Raw genomic sequence first — 17589 nt, 5'->3', positions numbered from 1 at the left:
GCAGCCGTAAAATCCCAAGGCCGCTTTCAGTTCTCCCGTTCATCTGCATCCTGATCGTGGCGCCCTGTCCGGATGGCATCTGTTTGCGCCAAACCCGATGCTGTAAAATCCGGCGGCCGCGCGCTTGGACGCGAAAGGAGCAAAGCAGCAGGAGCGACCTTTCGGTCGCTCCTGCTACTTTGCTCTCGTTCCCTGTTGGAACATTTATGCGGCATTCGAAGAAAGCATTTTAACATCATCGCCGTGGATGGTGATGTGATCCGGCAGGCAAGCGCACGCGCCCTGCGGGTCGGAGATGCTGGTGAATACCAGCGGATCCATTTTCATGGTGTCGTTGTAGTTGATGACGCCATCGCGGCTGCGCCCACGCAGTCCCTTGGAGATCGGTCCAATGTACATGTTGTACTTGCCGGTGCTGAGCTTCTCAACGGTCACTTCGGTGAAATCGTCGAACTCACGGAACTGGAAGCGGGGGCTTTTGCTGTTCGGGGTATAGGCAATGAAACGTTCGGTGGTGATGCAGTATGCAACTTTGTTATGCATCTTGCGGATGGCCAGGAACGGGGAAACCGCGATGTAGGCGGCAAGCACAGTGCAGAAGATGCCCACATTACGCAGGAGGGTTGGCTCGAGTTCTTTGGCCGGGCCGTAGCTGAAGCTGTACCAGCCGGTGAATACCAGAAGCAGCACGCTGACTGCCCACATGGTGAAGATCCTTCCGGGGAACGGTTTTTCAAAAAGCTTGATGTCTTCCGGTTTTCCCTGCCAGACAACCTGCTCGTTTTCGCGAAGTCTTTCTTTCAAAATCTGATTCATAATGCTCTCCCTTTCTCAATTTTGGTGCAATCGCTCTGTGTGTTTGGTTTTCGGATAGATTTCCGGGCGTTTTCCCGTTCCGGATCCGGGAAGTCACCCTATGCTCATGCCTGCCGCCTCTTCTGCCGCTAGGGAAGAAGCGCGATTGGCAAAATCGCCTTAGGTATCAAATACTTCTGCCGCCCGACGGAATTTTTCCGCCGTCTGGGGGTCGCCAAGCTGTTCATAAGCATCCGCCAGCAGCTGATAGATCTGCGGGTCCGCCGGCGACTGCGCCAGCGCCGCCTTGAGCTTGCCGAGCGCTGTCTGCCCGTCGCCGTCCTTCAGCAACCGGCCGACCTCTTCCCGCAGCCCGCTTCTGCGCTGTGCGTCCAGCGAAAGCCCTTCAAGCACCGACCGCAGCCGGTCGGCGGTAAACGGTTTTTGCAGATAGGCCATTGTGCCCAGCTGAGTGCATTCCACTGCGTTTTTCACGGTCGGATAAGCCGTGATGATGATGACCGGGGTTCCAATACCGCGTGCGCGGATTTTGCGCAGCACCTCGGTTCCACTGAGCTCGGGCAGCTTGATATCGAGGAAAATCAGATCGAACTTTCCTGTGCAGATCGCTTCATAACCCTCGCGGCCATTCGCCGCTGTCTGCACCTGATAGCCGTCAATCTCTAAGCATTTCGTCAGCATCAGCCGGATATTCTTCGTGTCGTCCACGACCAGTACCTTTTTCATCGTCCCGTCCTCCTTTCGGTGAAACCGGCAGCGTGAAGATGAATTTGCTGCCGTGATCCATTTCGCTTTCGCACCAGATTCTGCCGCCGTGTGCGGCAATGATGCTGCGTGCGACCGCAAGGCCGAGTCCGCTTCCGCGCATCTCCAGATCATAGCTGGTGACCTGGACATATTTGTCAAAGATGCGCTCCAGGTATTCCTTTGGGATGCCGACGCCGGTATCTTCCACCTCCACTGTGATATGGTCCGCGTCCGCATAGGCGCGCACCGTGATGGAATCGCCTTCCTTGGTGTATTTCACCGCGTTGGAAAGCAGGTTGTTGATAACCCATGTGATTTTCGCGGGATCCGCCGAAATGGCTGGCAGTCCCTGCTCCAATTCACTTGCAAGGGCCACGCCGCCATTTTTGGCGAGCGGCCCGAATTGCCGAAGAGGTTCCTGTATGATCTCTTCAATCCTACAGGGTTCATAGTGGTAAATCGTACTGGAGGATTCGATTCGCGAGAGCTCCAGCAGGTCGCTGACCAGGTTGCAGAGCCGTTCGCTGTCCTCCCGCAGAGTCCCGACGATCTCCTGCTGGTCGCCGGTCAGTTTCCCGACCGCATCGCTCTCCAGAAGATCGATCCCCATGACGATCGATGTGAGCGGGGTTTTGAACTCGTGGGAAATGGTGGCGATAAAGTCGCTGCGTTTGCGGTCGAGGGCTTTGAGCGCCGTAATATCGTAAAGCACGATGATCGCCGCATCGGGACCCACCTTCCCGTCATAATCGAGCGGAGTCACCATGACGTTGAAAAATTTGGCATTTTCGCCGTTTCCCAACCGGACGACCTGCTCAGAATATGTATGGGATCTGTAATCCACTTTGGAAAATTCGTTGAGCCGGCTCTGCCAGACAACCTCCAGGAAATGGCGGCCAACCGCGTCTTCCATCGGGATGCCAAACAGCCGCTCAAACGACTGGTTTGTCAGGGTTACTTTCGATTCGCGGTCAAGGATGACCATCGGTTCGGTGATGCTGCGCACAATCGCGAAGGTCCGGTTGCGCTCGCCCAGCAGTTCGCCCATGGTGCTCTGTTCAAATTCCATCAGCCGCTGGGTCATGTTGTTGAATTCTGCGGCCAGCACCCCTAATTCATCCTCAGTCTTGACGTTCGATTTGCGGTTCATATTGCCCTGCCGGACCGCCCGCAGGTTTTGGGTGATCTCATAAAGCGGTTTAAAGAGCTTATCGGTATACATCCGCGAAGTGAAGAAGCTGATAGCCACCGCCAGCAGGAAAATGAGCGAAAGCATGAAGGTCGAATGCTGGACGACGTCTTTTGCTTCCTGTTTGCGGGCGAAGAGCGCTGTCTCATTGGAAGCGACCAGCTCGCCCATCGCGGCCTTCACTTCCGCAATCTTGGGGACTACCTTTTCGGTGTAATAACGGTATTCTTTCTCCTGCCCGCCCGCTTTGAGCATTTCTGGAAGCATGGCGGTAAAATCGTCGTAGGTGGTTTTGATGTTGGTGATCATCTCCATCTCACGCGGGATGATGATTGTGTTGTATTCCTTTTGGCAGTTGGTTTCAAAAATTTCCATCTGCTCCTGATATTTGGAGCGCGCCACCGCCTGATCCTGTGTATAAAAATAGTCTAAAAGGATGGCATTCTGCGTATTGAGCGCCTCTTTCATCTGGTCCAGACGCTGGATACTGTTGTAATTTGTGACAATCAGATTGTCGACCGCCTTGCTGATCTGATACATGCTCATCAGGGAGTAGATTCCCAACAGGACGATGATCACCACCAGGCTGATATAGACGAGCGACACCTTACTCTTGAGTGTTTTCAGCATATTCTTCCACCGTGCCGGACAGGGAAGGTGGAAGGGCTTCCCTGTCCGGATCTTTCTTGGTCGTTTTCCCTTTCTGTAGTCAGTATACTCCCGGGGCGCCTCCCCTTCAATTGGAGATATATTGACGTACGCCGAGTTATCGGGAGATTTCCGAAGAATAAAAGATTTAAGCCGGATAAACCCCTCGCAAACATACTGCAAATCCTCCTAAATCGCCGATTTTCATTCTTTCATTCTTTTTTATCAAATGTTTGTGAAACTTGCCTTCTTTTCAAAATTTCTCTTGTGTAAAATCGACAAAACAGGGGACAGGCGGTTGCCTGTCCCCTGTTTTTAATCGTGCGAAGCACTCCTTATCCCAAATCCGCCGCCAAGGGCGGCGGGCCATCGCAGATGGCTCCCCACGGGGGATGCGAAGGGGGTATGTAATCCCCTTCGAACGGCCGCCGCGCCATCAGCGCGCTCCTGAGAACGCCGCGCAGCGCAGGCTGGGCGGCGTTCCGGGAAGGCCGTCTTTAGCCGCCCAGCGTTACATCCTGCTTCTGATACCAATTGAGCGCATCATAAAAATCCTGCGCCGTGAAATCCGGCCAGAGGCTGTCCACCACATAAAAGTCCGCATAGACCGCCTGTACCGGCAAAAAGCCCGAAAGTCTGCGCATCCCGCCCCAGCGGATCACCAGGTCAATCCGGGATATGTCGCTGCTATGCAGGTTTTCGATGAGTTTCCCGTTCTTTTTCCCGTCATAAAGCGCTGAAAGATCCCATTCCCAGCCATAATTCACCAGGAAGTTCAGCTTGATCCCACCGCCGGCGATTTCGGTGCGGGTGGTATATTTACGCAGTATGGGTGGGAAGTTCTGAGATTCGGTGTTGCCGCAGACCAGCAGCGAAACGCCCTCCTGCGCAATTAGCTGCACCGCGTCCACACAGGCCTTGGAAAACGCGGCAAACTGTTTGGCCGGACGTTTGCAGTTGTCGGTGGTAAATCCATAATAGGTAATCTCTTCTACCCCGGCCTCCTTTGCAAGCCGCAGAAGCTCCAGGCCAGGCTTCAGCCCAAAGGCATACCCCTCGTCTTTTTCCCGGCCCTGTCCAGAAGCCCAGCGCCGGTTCCCATCCGGGATAATGCCGATATGTTTCGGAATTCTCAAACGATCACCCTCTTCATTCTATATGTAATGATTATACCATCTCTTTCGACAGATGAAAACAGGAAAACGTAAAAAAAGGCCGCCAGCCGGGAAGCGGGCAGCCTTTTGCGGCTTTTGGGGAGAAAATGCCGCAGAGCCATTGTCCCTCTGTGTACGATAAAATATAATTTATCATAATCTTAAATCTTCCTCCCATTTATATTATTTTTTCCTATATTTTTTATAAATTGTTGTTATTTTTTGGTAAATATTGTATAATAAAAATGAAATAAATACCTGGAGGTAAAATCGTGTTATTCATTGCTCACCGCACCAAGGATGGCCGCGAACAATCCCTCCATAGCCATCTGCGCGGCACAGCTGAGCGCGCCGCGGCTTTCGCCGCTCCTTTTGGCGCGGACAGACTGGCCTATCTGCTTGGCATGGCGCACGATATTGGGAAGTATTCGGACGCCTTCCAAAAGCGCATCCGAGGCTCCAATCTGACGACCGACCACGCGACCGCGGGCGCGCAGGAGGTGAACCGCCTATGCGGCGCGCTCCCGGCCTACTGCGCCGCCGGACATCACGGGGGCATGCCGGACGGCGGCGACCGGGGAGATACCGATGACCGGCCCACCCTGTCCGGCCGGCTCAAAAAGCATGTCGCGCCTTACGATGCGTTTGCCGCGGAGGTAACGCTGCAAAAGCCGGTATTCACAGCGCCGCGTATCCTCGGACAGGGGGGATTCACCGCGTCCTTCTGGGCGCGTATGCTCTTTTCCTGCCTGGTGGACGCCGACTTTCTCGACACCGAGGCGTTCATGCAGGGGGGGCGCGCCGCCGCGCGGCCAGCCGATGGACGCAGACCTGCTGCTGGACCGGCTGAATGTTTACATCACTCCCTGGTGGGATGCTAAAACGCCGCTTAACCACGCACGGTGCGAAATCCTGCGCGCATGCCTGGAGGCGGGCCGTTCCCAAGCCCCCGGCCTGTTCACTCTGACCGTCCCCACCGGCGGCGGCAAAACGGTCGCCACGCTGGCATTCGCGCTGGAGCACGCCAAAAAGTACGGGAAAAAACGCATCATTTATGTGATCCCCTTCACTTCTATCATAGAACAGACGGCGGGCAAGTTCCGCGAGATTCTCGGCAATGAAAATGTGCTTGAGCATCATTCCAATGTCGATTTCGGCGACGATGAAAACGACCCCTCCAGCACGCTTAAAAAGCTGGCGGCTGAAAACTGGGATATGGGGATCGTGGTGACCACTGTGGTGCAGTTCTTTGAGTCGCTGTTCTCCAACCGGTCGTCGCGCTGCCGCAAGCTGCATAACCTGGCCGACAGCGTCATCATCTTTGATGAGGCGCAGACCCTGCCGCTCCCATACCTGCATCCCTGCGTGCGCGCCATCTCCGAACTGACGGTCAACTACGGCGCGTCCTGTGTCCTCTGCACCGCGACCCAACCCGCGCTGGCCCCGCTGTTTGAGGCAGTCTCGCCCACGCTGCGGCCGCGCGAGATCGCGCCTCCTGTCGATCCCGCCGTTTTCCATCGCGTAACCTTTCAGCATCTGGGCCAGCTGTCCGACGACGCGCTGGCTGCGCGGCTGAACGGACACGAACAGGCGCTGTGCATTGTGGGCACCCGCAAACAGGCGCAGGCCGTGTTCCATCTGCTCGCGCCGGAAGGCAGTTTCCACCTCTCCACCCTGATGACCCCCAGCCACCGCCGCGCGGTACTGGAAAATATCCGCGCACGGCTCAAAGAAAGCCTGCCCTGCCGGGTCGTTTCCACCAGCCTGATTGAAGCAGGCGTGGACGTGGATTTCCCAGTGGTCTACCGTGCCGAAGCCGGATTGGACTCTGAAATTCAGGCTGCCGGCCGCTGCAACCGCGAAGGACGCCGGCCGGCCGAGGCAAGCATGGTCTACCTTTTCGCCCCTGACAGCGCCTATATCGCACACCTGTCGCACAGCCTCCAACGGTCGCTCCGGCTGGCGCAGGAAGCTACACACAGCGGGCACGCGTTGGACGCACCTGAAACCATCGAGCAGTATTTCACCGCGCTTTACCGGTACAGCGGCAGCGAACTCGACCAGAAAGAGATCGTACCCGCGCTGGAAGCGGGCGCACGCACCGCCAGCTTCCCGTTTCGCACTGTGGCGGATGCGTTTCATCTCATCGAAAACGACATGCGCGCGGTGCTCATCCCGCGCAGCAAAGAGGCAGCTGCGCTGGCCGCCCAGCTGCGCGCTGGACAGCGCAGCCGAGACCTGTTCCGCCAAGTCGGACAGGATTCGGTCAATATCTACCAGGAACATTTTGAGGCCCTGCTTAAACACAACGCACTCGAGGTGCCCGACGAAAGCGTCGCCATCCTGACCGACCTGTCATTATATGATGAAAATACCGGTCTAGCGCTGCTGGCAGATACGGGTATGGGGATCTTTCTGTAGCAAAACCGGGAGGGCGGATGTCCTCGCATCCGCCCTCCCGGTTTTGTCCAGTATAGAATACTCTCTCAATTTCAATCCCCATTTTTGATTTCCGCTACGAAATCGCAAATGACGTACTCAGTATACCCGTTTTTGTAGGAATAATCAAATAATTCTTTTAATATTTGTATTATATAATACTATCTCAGAATAAAACTTTATGATATCATTTAAGTAATCCACGGGAAAGGAGGAAAATTCTGTGGTGGAGTCATGGAAAATCGGTGGCCGGTTTCATCGGCTGCCGCCCCTTTTAAAAATTTTAACAGGCGAGGTGAGAATTTTATGAGTCAAGGTATCCAGGTGGAGGTCTGGGGGCCGTATGCGCTTTTCACCCGGCCGGAACTGAAGGTGGAGCGCGTCAGCTACGACGTGATGACCCCCTCGGCGGCGCGCGGGCTGATCGAATCCATATCCTGGCATCCCGGTCTGAATTGGGTGATTGACCGCATCCATGTGCTGAAACCCATTGCCTTCACCAACATCCGCCGCAACGAGGTCAAAGACAAGATCCTGGCCAGCAATGTGCGTTCGATCATGTCGGGCGCCGATAAGCCGCTGGCCATCTATACCGGCGAGAGCATTCAGCAGCGCGCATCCATGGTGCTGACGGATGTGCATTATGTAATTGACGCCCATTTCACAATGAGCGACAAGGCCAATCCTTCGGACAACGAAGGCAAGTTCATCGACATCGCCAGGAGGCGCCTGGCCCGTGGGCAGTGCTATCATCAGCCCTGCTTCGGCTGCCGCGAATTTCCCGCCAGCTTCCGCGCATGGGAAGGCGGCCCCATCCCGGCCATCCATGAAACGCGTGATCTGGGACTGATGCTCTACGATATGGACTACAGCAACCCGCGCGATATCCAGCCCATGTTCTTCCGTGCACGATTGGAAAACGGCGTGCTGGAGGTTGCCGGACAGGAGGTGCTGCGATGATTCTGCAAGCGCTTTGCCGTTATTATGACGCGCTGGCCGCGCGCGGCGCCATTTCACAGCCCGGCTGGTGCGGCGTAAAAGTCTCCTTCGCACTCTCCATTGATGAACAGGGCGCCCTGCGCGGCGTGATCCCCCTCAAGGTGTCCTCTTCGGACGGCAAGAAAGAACTTCCTCAAGTGATCGAAGTTCCCGCGCAGGCGAAAAGGGCTTCCGGCGTGTGCGCCAACTTTTTGTGCGACAACAGCTCTTACTTTTTCGGCGTGGACGGCAAGGGAAAGCCGGAACGTTCGATCCAGTGCTTTGCCGCCGCAAAAAAGCTGCATGAGGAGATCCTTTCAGAGACGGACAGTCCGGCTGCACGCGCGGTACTTGCCTTTTTTGCCCAGTGGCAGCCCGAAACCGCCCTCTCCCATCCCGCTCTCGCGTCCTGCCTTGACGAAATCATAAAGGGCGCAAATCTGGTCTTCTCGGTGAACGGCCTGTATCCACAGCAGGACCCTGCCATCCGCGCCGCCTGGCAGGCCCATTCCATGAACCGATCAGCGGGCGCGGCTGCGGGGCGCTGCCTGGTCACCGGCAGAACCGGCGCGATTGCCCGCCTGCACCCTTCGGTCAAGGGCGTGCAGGGTGCGCAGTCGAGCGGCGCGTCGCTGGTATCCTTCAACGCGCCCGCGTTTGAGTCCTACGGCCACGAAACTGTGGACAACACCGGTCAGGGGCTCAATTCACCGGTCTCAGAGGCGGCCGCCTCCGCCTACGGCGCCGCGCTCAACCAGCTGCTCAGCGACCGCAGACATGTGCAGTACCTGGGTGATACGGCAATCGTCTGCTGGGCGGAGGATGCCGAACCCCTCTACCAGGACATCTTCTGCGGGGCGCTGTTCGGCGGCGCGGAGGATCGCATCACACAGGAGGATCTGTGGGGCGTGGTGGCCGCGCTCGCGGACGGAGGACTGGTCGATGTGGACGGCATCCCCGTGCATCCGGAAAACCATTTTTTCGTGCTCGGGCTCGCGCCAAACGCCGCGCGGCTGTCGGTGCGATTCTTTCTGCAGGACACCTTCGGGAATCTGCTCATCCATGTGCAGGAGCATCACAAACGGCTGCGCATTGCCAAACCCGCTTACCTTGAAAACGGCGCGCTGCCAATGTGGAAACTGCAAACGGAGATCGCCAATCCCAACAGCCGTGACAAAAAGGCGGTCTCGCTGATGATGGGCGCGACCATCCGCGCTGTGCTGTCCGATGGGAATTATCCGGCCTCCCTGTTTGCGCAGACCATGCTGCGCATCCGCGCCGAACAGGCGGTCACCTATGGGCGCGCCGCTGTTTTGAAAGCCTTTTTCCTGCAAAACACCCACTTTCATATTCCAGAGGAGGTTTTGACCGTGGAACTGAACGAACAGAGCACCTATCTGCCCTATCTGCTCGGCAGGCTGTTCGCGGTGCTCGAACGGGTACAGGCGGACGCCAATCCGGGCATCAAATCGACCATCAAGGACAAGTACTTCAACAGTGCGTCCGCCACCCCCGCAACCATCTTCCCACTGCTGACCAAGCTCTCGCAAAGCCATCTGCGCAAATTGAGCACCGGCCTGCGCATTCACTATGAGAAGCAGATCTGTGATATCGAAGGCCGCATCCGCCAAACGCTGCCCGCGCGGATGTCCCTGCCCGAACAGGGCGCCTTCCATCTGGGCTATTACCACCAGGTACAAAAACAGTTTGCCGGCAAACCGAAGGAGGAAATGTGAAATGAGCGAACCCATCAAGAACCGTTATGAATTTGTCATCCTGTTCGATGTGGAAAACGGCAACCCCAACGGCGACCCTGACGCGGGCAACATGCCCCGGCTCGATCCGGAGACCGGCTACGGGCTGGTGACCGACGTCTGTCTCAAGCGCAAAATCCGCAACTACGTCGAAACGGTAAAGGAGGACGCCGCGGGGTACCGCATCTACATCAAGGACGGCGTTCCGCTCAACCGTTCGGACGCCGAAGCGTTCGCACATTGGGAAATCGATGAAAAGACCATCAAGGAAGTCAAAAAGAGGAACCCCCAGCTCGACGAGAAGATCCGGGACTTCATGTGCCAAAACTTTTACGATATCCGCACCTTCGGAGCGGTTATGACCACCTTCGTGAAAAACAATCTGAACTGCGGGCAGGTACGCGGACCGGTGCAATTGGGCTTCGCCCGTTCCATCGACCCAATTGTCCCGCAGGAGGTCACGATCACCCGTGTTGCCATCACCACCGAGACAGACGCCGAGAAAAAAGGCACCGAAATGGGGCGCAAGCACATTGTCCCCTATGCGCTCTACCGCTGCGAGGGTTATATTTCAGCCAACCTTGCCCGCAAGACCACCGGTTTTTCAGAGGAGGATCTTGCCCTTCTGTGGCAGGCGATCCTCAATATGTTCGAAGTTGACCATTCGGCCGCGCGCGGCAAGATGGCCGTCCGCCAGCTGATTGTATTCCGGCATGACAGCGAACTGGGAAACACGCCCGCCTACCGGCTGTTTGACACGGTCAGCGTTTCCCGAAAAGAAGATGTGGTCAGTCCGCGCGCTTACAGCGACTATACCGTGACGGTCGATACCGCCGCACTGCCCGAAGGCGTGTCCTGCACGCAGATGGTGTGACCAGCCGGCAGGAAGAAGATTATCTCCCGCTATCCGGCCTACAGCATTTCGCTTTCTGCCGCCGGCAGTGGGCGCTGATCCATATCGAACGGCAGTGGGCGGAAAATTTGCGCACGGTTGAGGGACAGCTCCTTCACCAACGCGCCCATGATGAAAAGCAGATGGAACGCCGCGGAAACCTGCTGACCGCGCGCAGCCTGCGGGTCGTATCCCACCGGCTGCGCGCGCAGGGAGTGTGCGACGTGGTCGAATTTCATCAGGACCCGGCAGGAATCACGCTGGCCGGACAAGACGGGACCTGGCAGCCTTATCCGGTGGAATATAAGAAAGGCCGGCCAAACGCTTACGGCGCGGATGAATTGCAGCTCTGCGCACAGGCGATCTGCCTGGAGGAGATGCTGCTGTGCAGTATTGCCGAGGGCAGTCTCTTTTATGGCGAGCCGCGGCGGCGCACCCGAGTCAATCTGGATGCGCCGCTGCGTCAGCGGGTGGAAGACATGCTTGGGGAAATGCATGCCCTGTATGCACGCGGGTATACCCCAAAAGCCACTCCATCCAAAGGGTGCAATGCCTGCTCGCTCAAAGAGGTCTGCCTGCCGAGGCTCGCGAAAGCACCCCCGGCATCCGCTTATCTGCGGATGCACCTGCCGAGGGAGGAGGAAAGCTTATGAGAAAATTCCTCAACACATTGTTCGTCCTGAGTGAGGACAGCTATCTCGCGCTTGAGGGCGAGACCGTATTGGTTGTGGCGGACGAGCAAAAACGCGGACAGTTCCCGCTGCACACACTGGAAAGCATCCTTTGCTTTTCCTACAAAGGCGCAAGCCCCGCCCTGATGGGAAAATGTGTGCGCGACGGGATAAATCTGGCTTTCCTCACACCACGCGGACGCTTCCTCGCGCGTGTCAGCGGAGAAAATCCCGGAAACGTGCTGCTGCGAAAGGCACAGTACCGTTTATCCGACGACGAAGGGCAAAGCTGCCACTACGCCCGCAGTTTTGTGTTCGGCAAGGTGTACAATGGACGATGGAGTATCGAGCGCACCCTGCGTGATCACTTGCTGCGTGTTGACAATGAAGCGCTTGGGCATGCTTCAGCGCTGTTGGCCGGCAGCCTGCCCGCCATTCTGCAGGAAACCAATCTTGACGCGTTGCGTGGCTTGGAAGGCCAGTCGGCGGCTATATATTTCGGCACATTTGACGCGCTGCTGCTCAATCAACGTGAAACCTTTTCTTTTACCGGACGTTCGCGCCGTCCGCCGCTTGACCCAACCAATGCCATGCTTTCATTTGCATACAGCCTGTTGGCAAATGCCTGCGCGGGTGCATTGGAGAGCGTCGGATTAGACGCTTATGTTGGCTTTTTGCATCGCGACCGCCCTGGCAGGTCGTCGCTTGCCCTCGATTTGATGGAGGAACTGCGGCCACTGCTCGCTGACCGGTTTGTCGCCACGCTGATTAACAATCGCGTCATGCGTGCTGAACACTTTGAGTGCCAGCCGAGTGGTGCAGTGCTGTTGACCGACGAGGGACGCAAAATCTTTCTGGCTGCCTGGCAGAAACGCCTGGCAGAGCCGCTCACCCACCCTTATTTAAAAGAAAAGCTGGTTTGGGGATTGGTGCCTTATGTACAGGCGCTTCTGCTTGCCCGTTGTCTGCGCGGCGATCTGGATGCTTATCCGCCGTTTTTATGGAAATGAGGGGATAAAATGCTGGTCTTAATCACTTATGATGTCAATACAGCCGATACCGCCGGACGCAAACGGCTCCGGCAGGTCGCTAAGCAATGCGTCAACTACGGGCAGCGTGTGCAGAACTCCGTATTCGAATGTTTGCTTGATCCCGCGCAATATCGTTTACTTCAGTCCCGATTAGTAGCTATCATAGACAAGGAAAAGGACAGTCTGCGTTTCTACCAACTGGGAAACCAATATCAGGACAAAATCGAACATTTTGGTTCAAAATTCACCTACGAACCAGAGGGCCTGCTAATGGTGTAGTGGTGCGAATAGCAAGCTGTCACCATACCCTCGATAGGTTCGCACCGTTTTTCTCTTTCAGATCCCTGTCGATTTGTCATAACTGCCGTCTCGTATCCAATTATGGATATGATTTTCTTTTGTTTTTTAGATGTATATCCCAAAAAAATTTTCTTAATTTATACAACTTTGCTGTCGCGCTCCATGCGGAGCGCGTGGATAGAAATCAGATCATCTTAGGCACCGTCAAATCCTCCGGAGTCGCGCTCCATGCGGAGCGCGTGGATAGAAATCATAACTTACGGCATAGGCCGAAACCAGATTGACAAGTCGCGCTCCATGCGGAGCGCGTGGATAGAAATTGTTTTTTTCGCCACGGGCGCATAGTTGCAATAAAGTCGCGCTCCATGCGGAGCGCGTGGATAGAAATAACGATTTGTCGGATCGTTACGAATTCGGCTTAGACGTCGCGCTCCATGCGGAGCGCGTGGATAGAAATCTCAAATATACAGTATCGCCATCGATCTGAATGGGTCGCGCTCCATGCGGAGCGCGTGGATAGAAATTGTTGCGATAAAATCTGAATCCCATAAAGTCCAGGTCGCGCTCCATGCGGAGCGCGTGGATAGAAATACTGAACCGGAGCAAAAGGAATATATCGCATATTTTGTCGCGCTCCATGCGGAGCGCGTGGATAGAAATCATTGCGCAAAGGTATGTGATTGGCATCCAACTGGTCGCGCTCCATGCGGAGCGCGTGGATAGAAATCTGAATCTTATCTTGTTTCCAGAGCAAGCACGCCTGTCGCGCTCCATGCGGAGCGCGTGGATAGAAATACCGCCCGGTGCGTTCGACGCTGCCGCCGTTTTGCGTCGCGCTCCATGCGGAGCGCGTGGATAGAAATTGGCCTACGGCGAGTTTGAGGAAGAAGGCGTGAAAGTCGCGCTCCATGCGGAGCGCGTGGATAGAAATCAGTCCTTCATGGGGTTTTTACCAACATGCCATCCGTCGCGCTCCATGCGGAGCGCGTGGATAGAAATAGCAAGCAGATTGTAAATACCTGCCAGAGCGTCACCAGGTCGCGCTCCATGCGGAGCGCGTGGATAGAAATCGATCAAGGTTATGCGTAACCTCCAAGCCGCGATAGTCGCGCTCCATGCGGAGCGCGTGGATAGAAATTTTTATTTATAGGTCTTATAAACCCGCATTATAAGGTCGCGCTCCATGCGGAGCGCGTGGATAGAAATCCTTAGTTTCTGGACAGCAGACGGCCCCAAAGATACGTCGCGCTCCATGCGGAGCGCGTGGATAGAAATAATGAACCTGCCTAATACGGATGATGTTCCTCATGTCGCGCTCCATGCGGAGCGCGTGGATAGAAATGGGAAATCGAGCGACGTCAGGGCGTAACTGGAATGGTCGCGCTCCATGCGGAGCGCGTGGATAGAAATCCTCCGTCCAATGTTATTGCTCACATTGATCCCATGTCGCGCTCCATGCGGAGCGCGTGGATAGAAATCAATCGCCTCAGAAAGCCCGTTATCATCTGCCTGCGTCGCGCTCCATGCGGAGCGCGTGGATAGAAATCGCAATATCTCTCTCAGGTCTACGCACTCGCCGGGTGTCGCGCTCCATGCGGAGCGCGTGGATAGAAATAAAGGACAGCGCGTGATTATCAATGCGCGGGCGGGTCGCGCTCCATGCGGAGCGCGTGGATAGAAATAACATCTATACAATCCATTGTGATATGAATAACCACGTCGCGCTCCATGCGAAGCGCGGGGATAGAAATCGCATGCCCGAGAATATAACGCCGCACAGCGCCTGGAACCTGCGCAAATGCAGTTTTATGCGTGTATTTATTTTAATACCAAAATGCACACCCCTTGGACTTTTCGCCTAAAGGGTGTGCATCTTTTGATTGTCCCTCGTAAACTGTAGCAATTTTGTTTTGGATGGTATTCCAACGATATTTTTACAATAGATAGTTCCCTGCGAACAGGTAATATCCGCTATCCACCAAAAGCATGACCGCAACGAGGATAAGAACTCCATAAAACAAATATGCGAAAACTTTCCCGTTCCTTTGCTTGAACTTTTCAACAAAATGAACCAGTTTTTCGAGCAGATTCATCTCGTTGGCGACATAAACGATCACAGCCATAAATTGGCTAACCAAAAACCACAGGGACAAAAGCGCCGCTGCCAAAAGCAAGCTTCCGGATTCACCGCCTATTAGAATCACAGCATAAAAAGTAGGGTCAGTAAAGCACGTCAGAGCAAATATAAACCCTGTAGCAATATATTTCAGCCAACTCCCATTGATGGATTGCTTTTCTTCCTTCTCTTTTCCCTTTGGTGCGGCAAAGCGTTTCCGAAGCACCCAAATCAGGATGAATATGGAAATAACAAAATTCAAAACAGCCCAGATTGGACTTTCGTCTCCAGGCATTATGCTTTTAAAAATATCTGCGGCAGCGGCTCCAAAAATCGCAGCTATAGATGCACCGATGCCAACGGAGAATCCCGCAAAAGATAAAAAGAATAGCGTGATTTTTGTTTTCTTCTCGCGCCGTAGGCCTATCGACAAAAGGTAGACCGCCGTAAATGGGTCTACCCCGAGAACCCCTAATCCAAAAGTACTGAGTAATTTATGTATCATGACGCCCCTTACAGTTTTTCGATTTTACACTTAAATGATTCCAGATAGCCAGAAATTAGACGGAGGATTTGTTTATGCTCCTCAGCAGTCATTTCCTCAAAAACCTCATTTTCGGCTTGTTCAATAGGAAGTATTTTTTCTCTCACAATCGCCTCCCCTTTGTTAGTAAGATAGATCCTCAGCTCTCTCCCACTGCCGGGCTGGAAATCAAGGAAGCCATCATACTGTAACTTTTTCACGGAGGAATTTACAGTCTGCTTATTCAAAAGTGTATATTTATAGATATCCGTTTGTGTGCAACCATTTCCCAACACAAGCAGCGCCTGTAAAATAGCATATGCACTATCAGACAAACCTTGCTTCATAGCAATTTCGTGGTAGAATTCAACAATCATATTGTTCAGCCGGTCAAATTCTTGTAAGACTGGATGCTTTTTGTATTTCATATTCGTCCATCCTCCAGTATGAAATCATATTGAAATTATAGTATGATTTCATACTTATGTCAATGTATAAATTGTAAATTTCCCCCTCTAACCTTTCATTAAAAAGGCCACACACAAAACACAAACAGGCTCCATGGTGACCAATTTTGGTACCGTAGGGCCTGTTTTCGTTATAAGGGAAATGAAAGCTCTTGCAAATAGGGCTTAAAAAACTGAACCCCCGCGTCAATACTCATTGTATCAAAACGGGGGTCCAGTTATGGTCGAGGTGACAGGATTCGAACCCGCGGCATCTTGGTCCCAAACCAAGCGCGCTACCAACTGCGCTACACCTCGATATTTCCAGCAGCTAAGGGAAATCCCTGCAGCTGCAACGTTTATGATAGCATATTGCCCGGGGACTGTCAAGCTTTTCCACCCTGCAGAACCTGGAAAGCCGCCCATAAGGGCGGCTTTCCGCTAAGAATTAAAATTCAAGTTTTGCTTTGATATAATCGCTGAGCGCTTCAATCTTGATGCGCTCTTGCTGCATGGTGTCACGGTCACGAACCGTCACACAGCCGTCGGTTTCGCTGTCAAAATCATAAGTGATACAGACCGGCGTACCGATCTCATCCTGACGGCGGTAACGCTTGCCGATCGAACCGGCGTCGTCGTAATCCACCATATAATCCTTTGCAAGCTGGGCATAGATCTTCCCGGCTCCCTCAGCCAGTTTTTTGGAAAGCGGCAGAACGCACGCTTTAAACGGCGCCAACGCAGGATGCAGACGCATGACAACGCGCACATCCTCCTTGCCCTTGTCGTCGGTGCCAACGACCTCCTCGTCATAGGCACTGCACAGAAAAGCCAGCGTAACGCGTTCGACCCCGAGCGACGGCTCGACCACATAGGGGATGTACCGCTCGTTCGCTTCCTGGTCGAAGTAATCGAGCGTCTTGCCGGAAACCTCGCTGTGACGGCCAAGGTCATAGTTGGTACGGTCCGCGATGCCCCACAGTTCTCCCCAGCCGAACGGGAACAGGAACTCAATGTCGGTGGTCGCTTTGGAGTAGAAGGACAGCTCCTCGGGCGAATGGTCGCGCAGGCGCATGCCCTCTTTGTCCAGTCCAAGATTCAGCAGCCAGTTCTCGCAGTAACTGCGCCAGTACTGGAACCACTCAAGATCGGTGTCCGGCTTGCAGAAGAATTCGAGCTCCATCTGTTCGAATTCACGTACGCGGAAGATAAAGTTCTTTGGGGTGATCTCGTTGCGGAAGGACTTTCCGACCTGCGCGATTCCAAACGGAACCTTTTTACGGCTGGTTCGCTGAACATTCTGGAAGTTTACAAAGATGCCCTGCGCGGTTTCCGGGCGCAGATAGATCTCACTTTTGCTGTCCTCGGTGACACCCACAAAGGTCTTGAACATCAGGTTGAATTTTCGGATATCTGTAAAGTTTCCGCTGCCGCACTCGGGGCATTTGATGCCCTTCTCATGAATAAAATCCATGATCTGCTCATTCGTCCAGCCGTCGGCCAATTCGCCGGTCGCGTCCTCGATAAGCTTATCCGCGCGGTGGCGGGTCTTGCAGTCCTTACAGTCGATCAGCGGGTCGGAAAAGCCGCCCACATGGCCGGACGCGACCCACACCTGCGGATTCATCAGGATGGCGGAATCGAGGCCCACATTGTAGGGCGATTCCTGCACAAATTTTTTCCACCAAGCCTTTTTGACATTGTTTTTGAGCTCAACGCCGAGCGGGCCGAAATCCCACGCGTTGGCAAGCCCGCCGTAAATCTCCGAACCGGGATAGGTAAAGCCGCGGCTCTTACAGAGATTTACGATTTTTTCCATCGTCTTTTCACTGTTATTCATATCGGAAACATCCTCTCATCATTAAGGTATCCTAAGACCCTATTA

15 protein-coding genes, 1 tRNA gene and 1 CRISPR repeat array are annotated in these 17589 nt (G+C 54.4%); of the genes, 8 read left to right on the top strand and 8 right to left on the bottom strand.

Features of this window, described 5'->3' with window-relative positions; all coding sequences use genetic code 11:
• Positions 1-204: 204 nt before the first annotated feature.
• The 4 genes from BN4275_RS07150 to uppS form a co-directional block, all read right to left on the bottom strand.
• Positions 205-816 carry a hypothetical protein gene (locus BN4275_RS07150; RefSeq protein WP_066456026.1) on the bottom strand — a complete coding sequence of 204 codons (612 nt, stop codon included), beginning with the start codon at positions 814-816 and terminating at the stop codon, positions 205-207.
• Between the two features lie 159 nt (positions 817-975).
• Complete coding sequence (locus tag BN4275_RS07145; protein WP_066456025.1) at positions 976-1542, bottom strand: response regulator; 567 nt, start codon at positions 1540-1542, stop codon at positions 976-978.
• Positions 1472-3382: a HAMP domain-containing histidine kinase gene (locus tag BN4275_RS07140; protein ID WP_066456023.1), complete on the bottom strand. Its 1911-nt coding sequence runs from the start codon at positions 3380-3382 to the stop codon at positions 1472-1474. Before BN4275_RS07140 ends, BN4275_RS07145 begins: the two co-directional genes overlap by 71 nt.
• 515 nt (positions 3383-3897) lie before the next feature.
• A complete protein-coding gene (gene uppS / locus BN4275_RS07135; RefSeq protein ID WP_066456021.1) occupies positions 3898-4536 on the bottom strand; it encodes a polyprenyl diphosphate synthase in 639 nt (212 codons plus the stop codon).
• A 290-nt stretch (positions 4537-4826) separates the two neighbouring features.
• Here uppS and BN4275_RS17680 point away from each other — a divergent pair, with 290 nt between their 5' ends.
• From BN4275_RS17680 to cas2, 8 genes are all read left to right on the top strand, one after another.
• Positions 4827-5435 (top strand): CRISPR-associated endonuclease Cas3'', encoded by a 609-nt coding sequence (locus BN4275_RS17680; RefSeq protein WP_242863602.1) that lies wholly within the window; start codon positions 4827-4829, stop codon positions 5433-5435.
• The gene (gene cas3 / locus BN4275_RS07130) at positions 5374-6975 is read left to right on the top strand and encodes a CRISPR-associated helicase Cas3' (protein WP_242863600.1); all 1602 of its coding nucleotides are present in this window, start codon (positions 5374-5376) and stop codon (positions 6973-6975) included. Before BN4275_RS17680 ends, cas3 begins: the two co-directional genes overlap by 62 nt.
• Before the next feature lie 324 nt (positions 6976-7299).
• Positions 7300-7953 (top strand): type I-C CRISPR-associated protein Cas5c, encoded by a 654-nt coding sequence (gene cas5c / locus BN4275_RS07125; RefSeq protein WP_066456018.1) that lies wholly within the window; start codon positions 7300-7302, stop codon positions 7951-7953.
• Positions 7950-9707 carry a type I-C CRISPR-associated protein Cas8c/Csd1 gene (gene cas8c / locus BN4275_RS07120; protein WP_066456014.1) on the top strand — a complete coding sequence of 586 codons (1758 nt, stop codon included), beginning with the start codon at positions 7950-7952 and terminating at the stop codon, positions 9705-9707. The genes cas5c and cas8c overlap by 4 nt, the downstream gene beginning before the upstream one ends.
• A gap of 1 nt (position 9708) precedes the next feature.
• Positions 9709-10599 carry a type I-C CRISPR-associated protein Cas7/Csd2 gene (cas7c, locus tag BN4275_RS07115; protein ID WP_066456012.1) on the top strand — a complete coding sequence of 297 codons (891 nt, stop codon included), beginning with the start codon at positions 9709-9711 and terminating at the stop codon, positions 10597-10599.
• Positions 10596-11270, top strand: coding sequence for a CRISPR-associated protein Cas4 (gene cas4 / locus BN4275_RS07110; RefSeq protein WP_066456010.1), 675 nt, complete (start codon positions 10596-10598; stop codon positions 11268-11270). The genes cas7c and cas4 overlap by 4 nt, the downstream gene beginning before the upstream one ends.
• The gene (gene cas1c, locus BN4275_RS07105) at positions 11267-12298 is read left to right on the top strand and encodes a type I-C CRISPR-associated endonuclease Cas1c (RefSeq protein ID WP_066456008.1); all 1032 of its coding nucleotides are present in this window, start codon (positions 11267-11269) and stop codon (positions 12296-12298) included. Before cas4 ends, cas1c begins: the two co-directional genes overlap by 4 nt.
• A 9-nt stretch (positions 12299-12307) precedes the next feature.
• Complete coding sequence (cas2, locus tag BN4275_RS07100; RefSeq protein WP_066456005.1) at positions 12308-12598, top strand: CRISPR-associated endonuclease Cas2; 291 nt, start codon at positions 12308-12310, stop codon at positions 12596-12598.
• Positions 12599-12771: 173 nt separating this feature from the next.
• Positions 12772-14370: a CRISPR direct-repeat array (repeat unit 33 nt; unit sequence GTCGCGCTCCATGCGGAGCGCGTGGATAGAAAT).
• A 183-nt stretch (positions 14371-14553) separates the two neighbouring features.
• On the opposite strand, the gene BN4275_RS07095 is transcribed toward cas2, so the two are convergent.
• The 4 genes from BN4275_RS07095 to BN4275_RS07080 all read right to left on the bottom strand — a co-directional run bounded on the left by BN4275_RS07095 (position 14554) and on the right by BN4275_RS07080 (position 17544).
• Positions 14554-15240: a hypothetical protein gene (locus BN4275_RS07095; RefSeq protein ID WP_066456004.1), complete on the bottom strand. Its 687-nt coding sequence runs from the start codon at positions 15238-15240 to the stop codon at positions 14554-14556.
• 8 nt (positions 15241-15248) lie between these two features.
• On the bottom strand, positions 15249-15686 hold the full coding sequence (locus BN4275_RS07090; protein WP_066456002.1) for a MarR family winged helix-turn-helix transcriptional regulator: 438 nt from the start codon (positions 15684-15686) through the stop codon (positions 15249-15251).
• 260 nt (positions 15687-15946) lie between these two features.
• Positions 15947-16022 (bottom strand) — tRNA-Pro (locus BN4275_RS07085).
• A 130-nt stretch (positions 16023-16152) separates the two neighbouring features.
• Entirely contained in the window at positions 16153-17544 is a 1392-nt protein-coding gene (locus BN4275_RS07080) for a glycine--tRNA ligase (protein WP_066455999.1), read from the bottom strand.
• Positions 17545-17589: the final 45 nt, after the last annotated feature.

This window comes from Anaerotruncus rubiinfantis (assembly GCF_900078395.1).
In the GTDB taxonomy this organism is placed as follows: Bacteria; Bacillota; Clostridia; order Oscillospirales; family Ruminococcaceae; genus Anaerotruncus; species Anaerotruncus rubiinfantis.
The sequence above is the reverse complement of the archived record's forward strand: the minus strand, read 5'-3'. Positions and strand labels throughout refer to the sequence as shown.

What these genes read in the sequence shown, in the direction of transcription:
- BN4275_RS07140 (WP_066456023.1), bottom strand. Translation starts at nt 3,382, where the DNA reads ATGCTGAAAACACTCAAGAGTAAGGTGTCGCTCGTCTATATCAGCCTG.
- BN4275_RS07145 (WP_066456025.1), bottom strand. Translation starts at nt 1,542, where the DNA reads ATGAAAAAGGTACTGGTCGTGGACGACACGAAGAATATCCGGCTGATG.
- cas2 (WP_066456005.1), top strand. Translation starts at nt 12,308, where the DNA reads ATGCTGGTCTTAATCACTTATGATGTCAATACAGCCGATACCGCCGGA.
- BN4275_RS07080 (WP_066455999.1), bottom strand. Translation starts at nt 17,544, where the DNA reads ATGAATAACAGTGAAAAGACGATGGAAAAAATCGTAAATCTCTGTAAG.
- cas7c (WP_066456012.1), top strand. Translation starts at nt 9,709, where the DNA reads ATGAGCGAACCCATCAAGAACCGTTATGAATTTGTCATCCTGTTCGAT.
- cas8c (WP_066456014.1), top strand. Translation starts at nt 7,950, where the DNA reads ATGATTCTGCAAGCGCTTTGCCGTTATTATGACGCGCTGGCCGCGCGC.
- BN4275_RS07090 (WP_066456002.1), bottom strand. Translation starts at nt 15,686, where the DNA reads ATGAAATACAAAAAGCATCCAGTCTTACAAGAATTTGACCGGCTGAAC.
- BN4275_RS07150 (WP_066456026.1), bottom strand. Translation starts at nt 816, where the DNA reads ATGAATCAGATTTTGAAAGAAAGACTTCGCGAAAACGAGCAGGTTGTC.
- cas1c (WP_066456008.1), top strand. Translation starts at nt 11,267, where the DNA reads ATGAGAAAATTCCTCAACACATTGTTCGTCCTGAGTGAGGACAGCTAT.
- BN4275_RS07095 (WP_066456004.1), bottom strand. Translation starts at nt 15,240, where the DNA reads ATGATACATAAATTACTCAGTACTTTTGGATTAGGGGTTCTCGGGGTA.
- cas5c (WP_066456018.1), top strand. Translation starts at nt 7,300, where the DNA reads ATGAGTCAAGGTATCCAGGTGGAGGTCTGGGGGCCGTATGCGCTTTTC.
- cas3 (WP_242863600.1), top strand. Translation starts at nt 5,374, where the DNA reads ATGGACGCAGACCTGCTGCTGGACCGGCTGAATGTTTACATCACTCCC.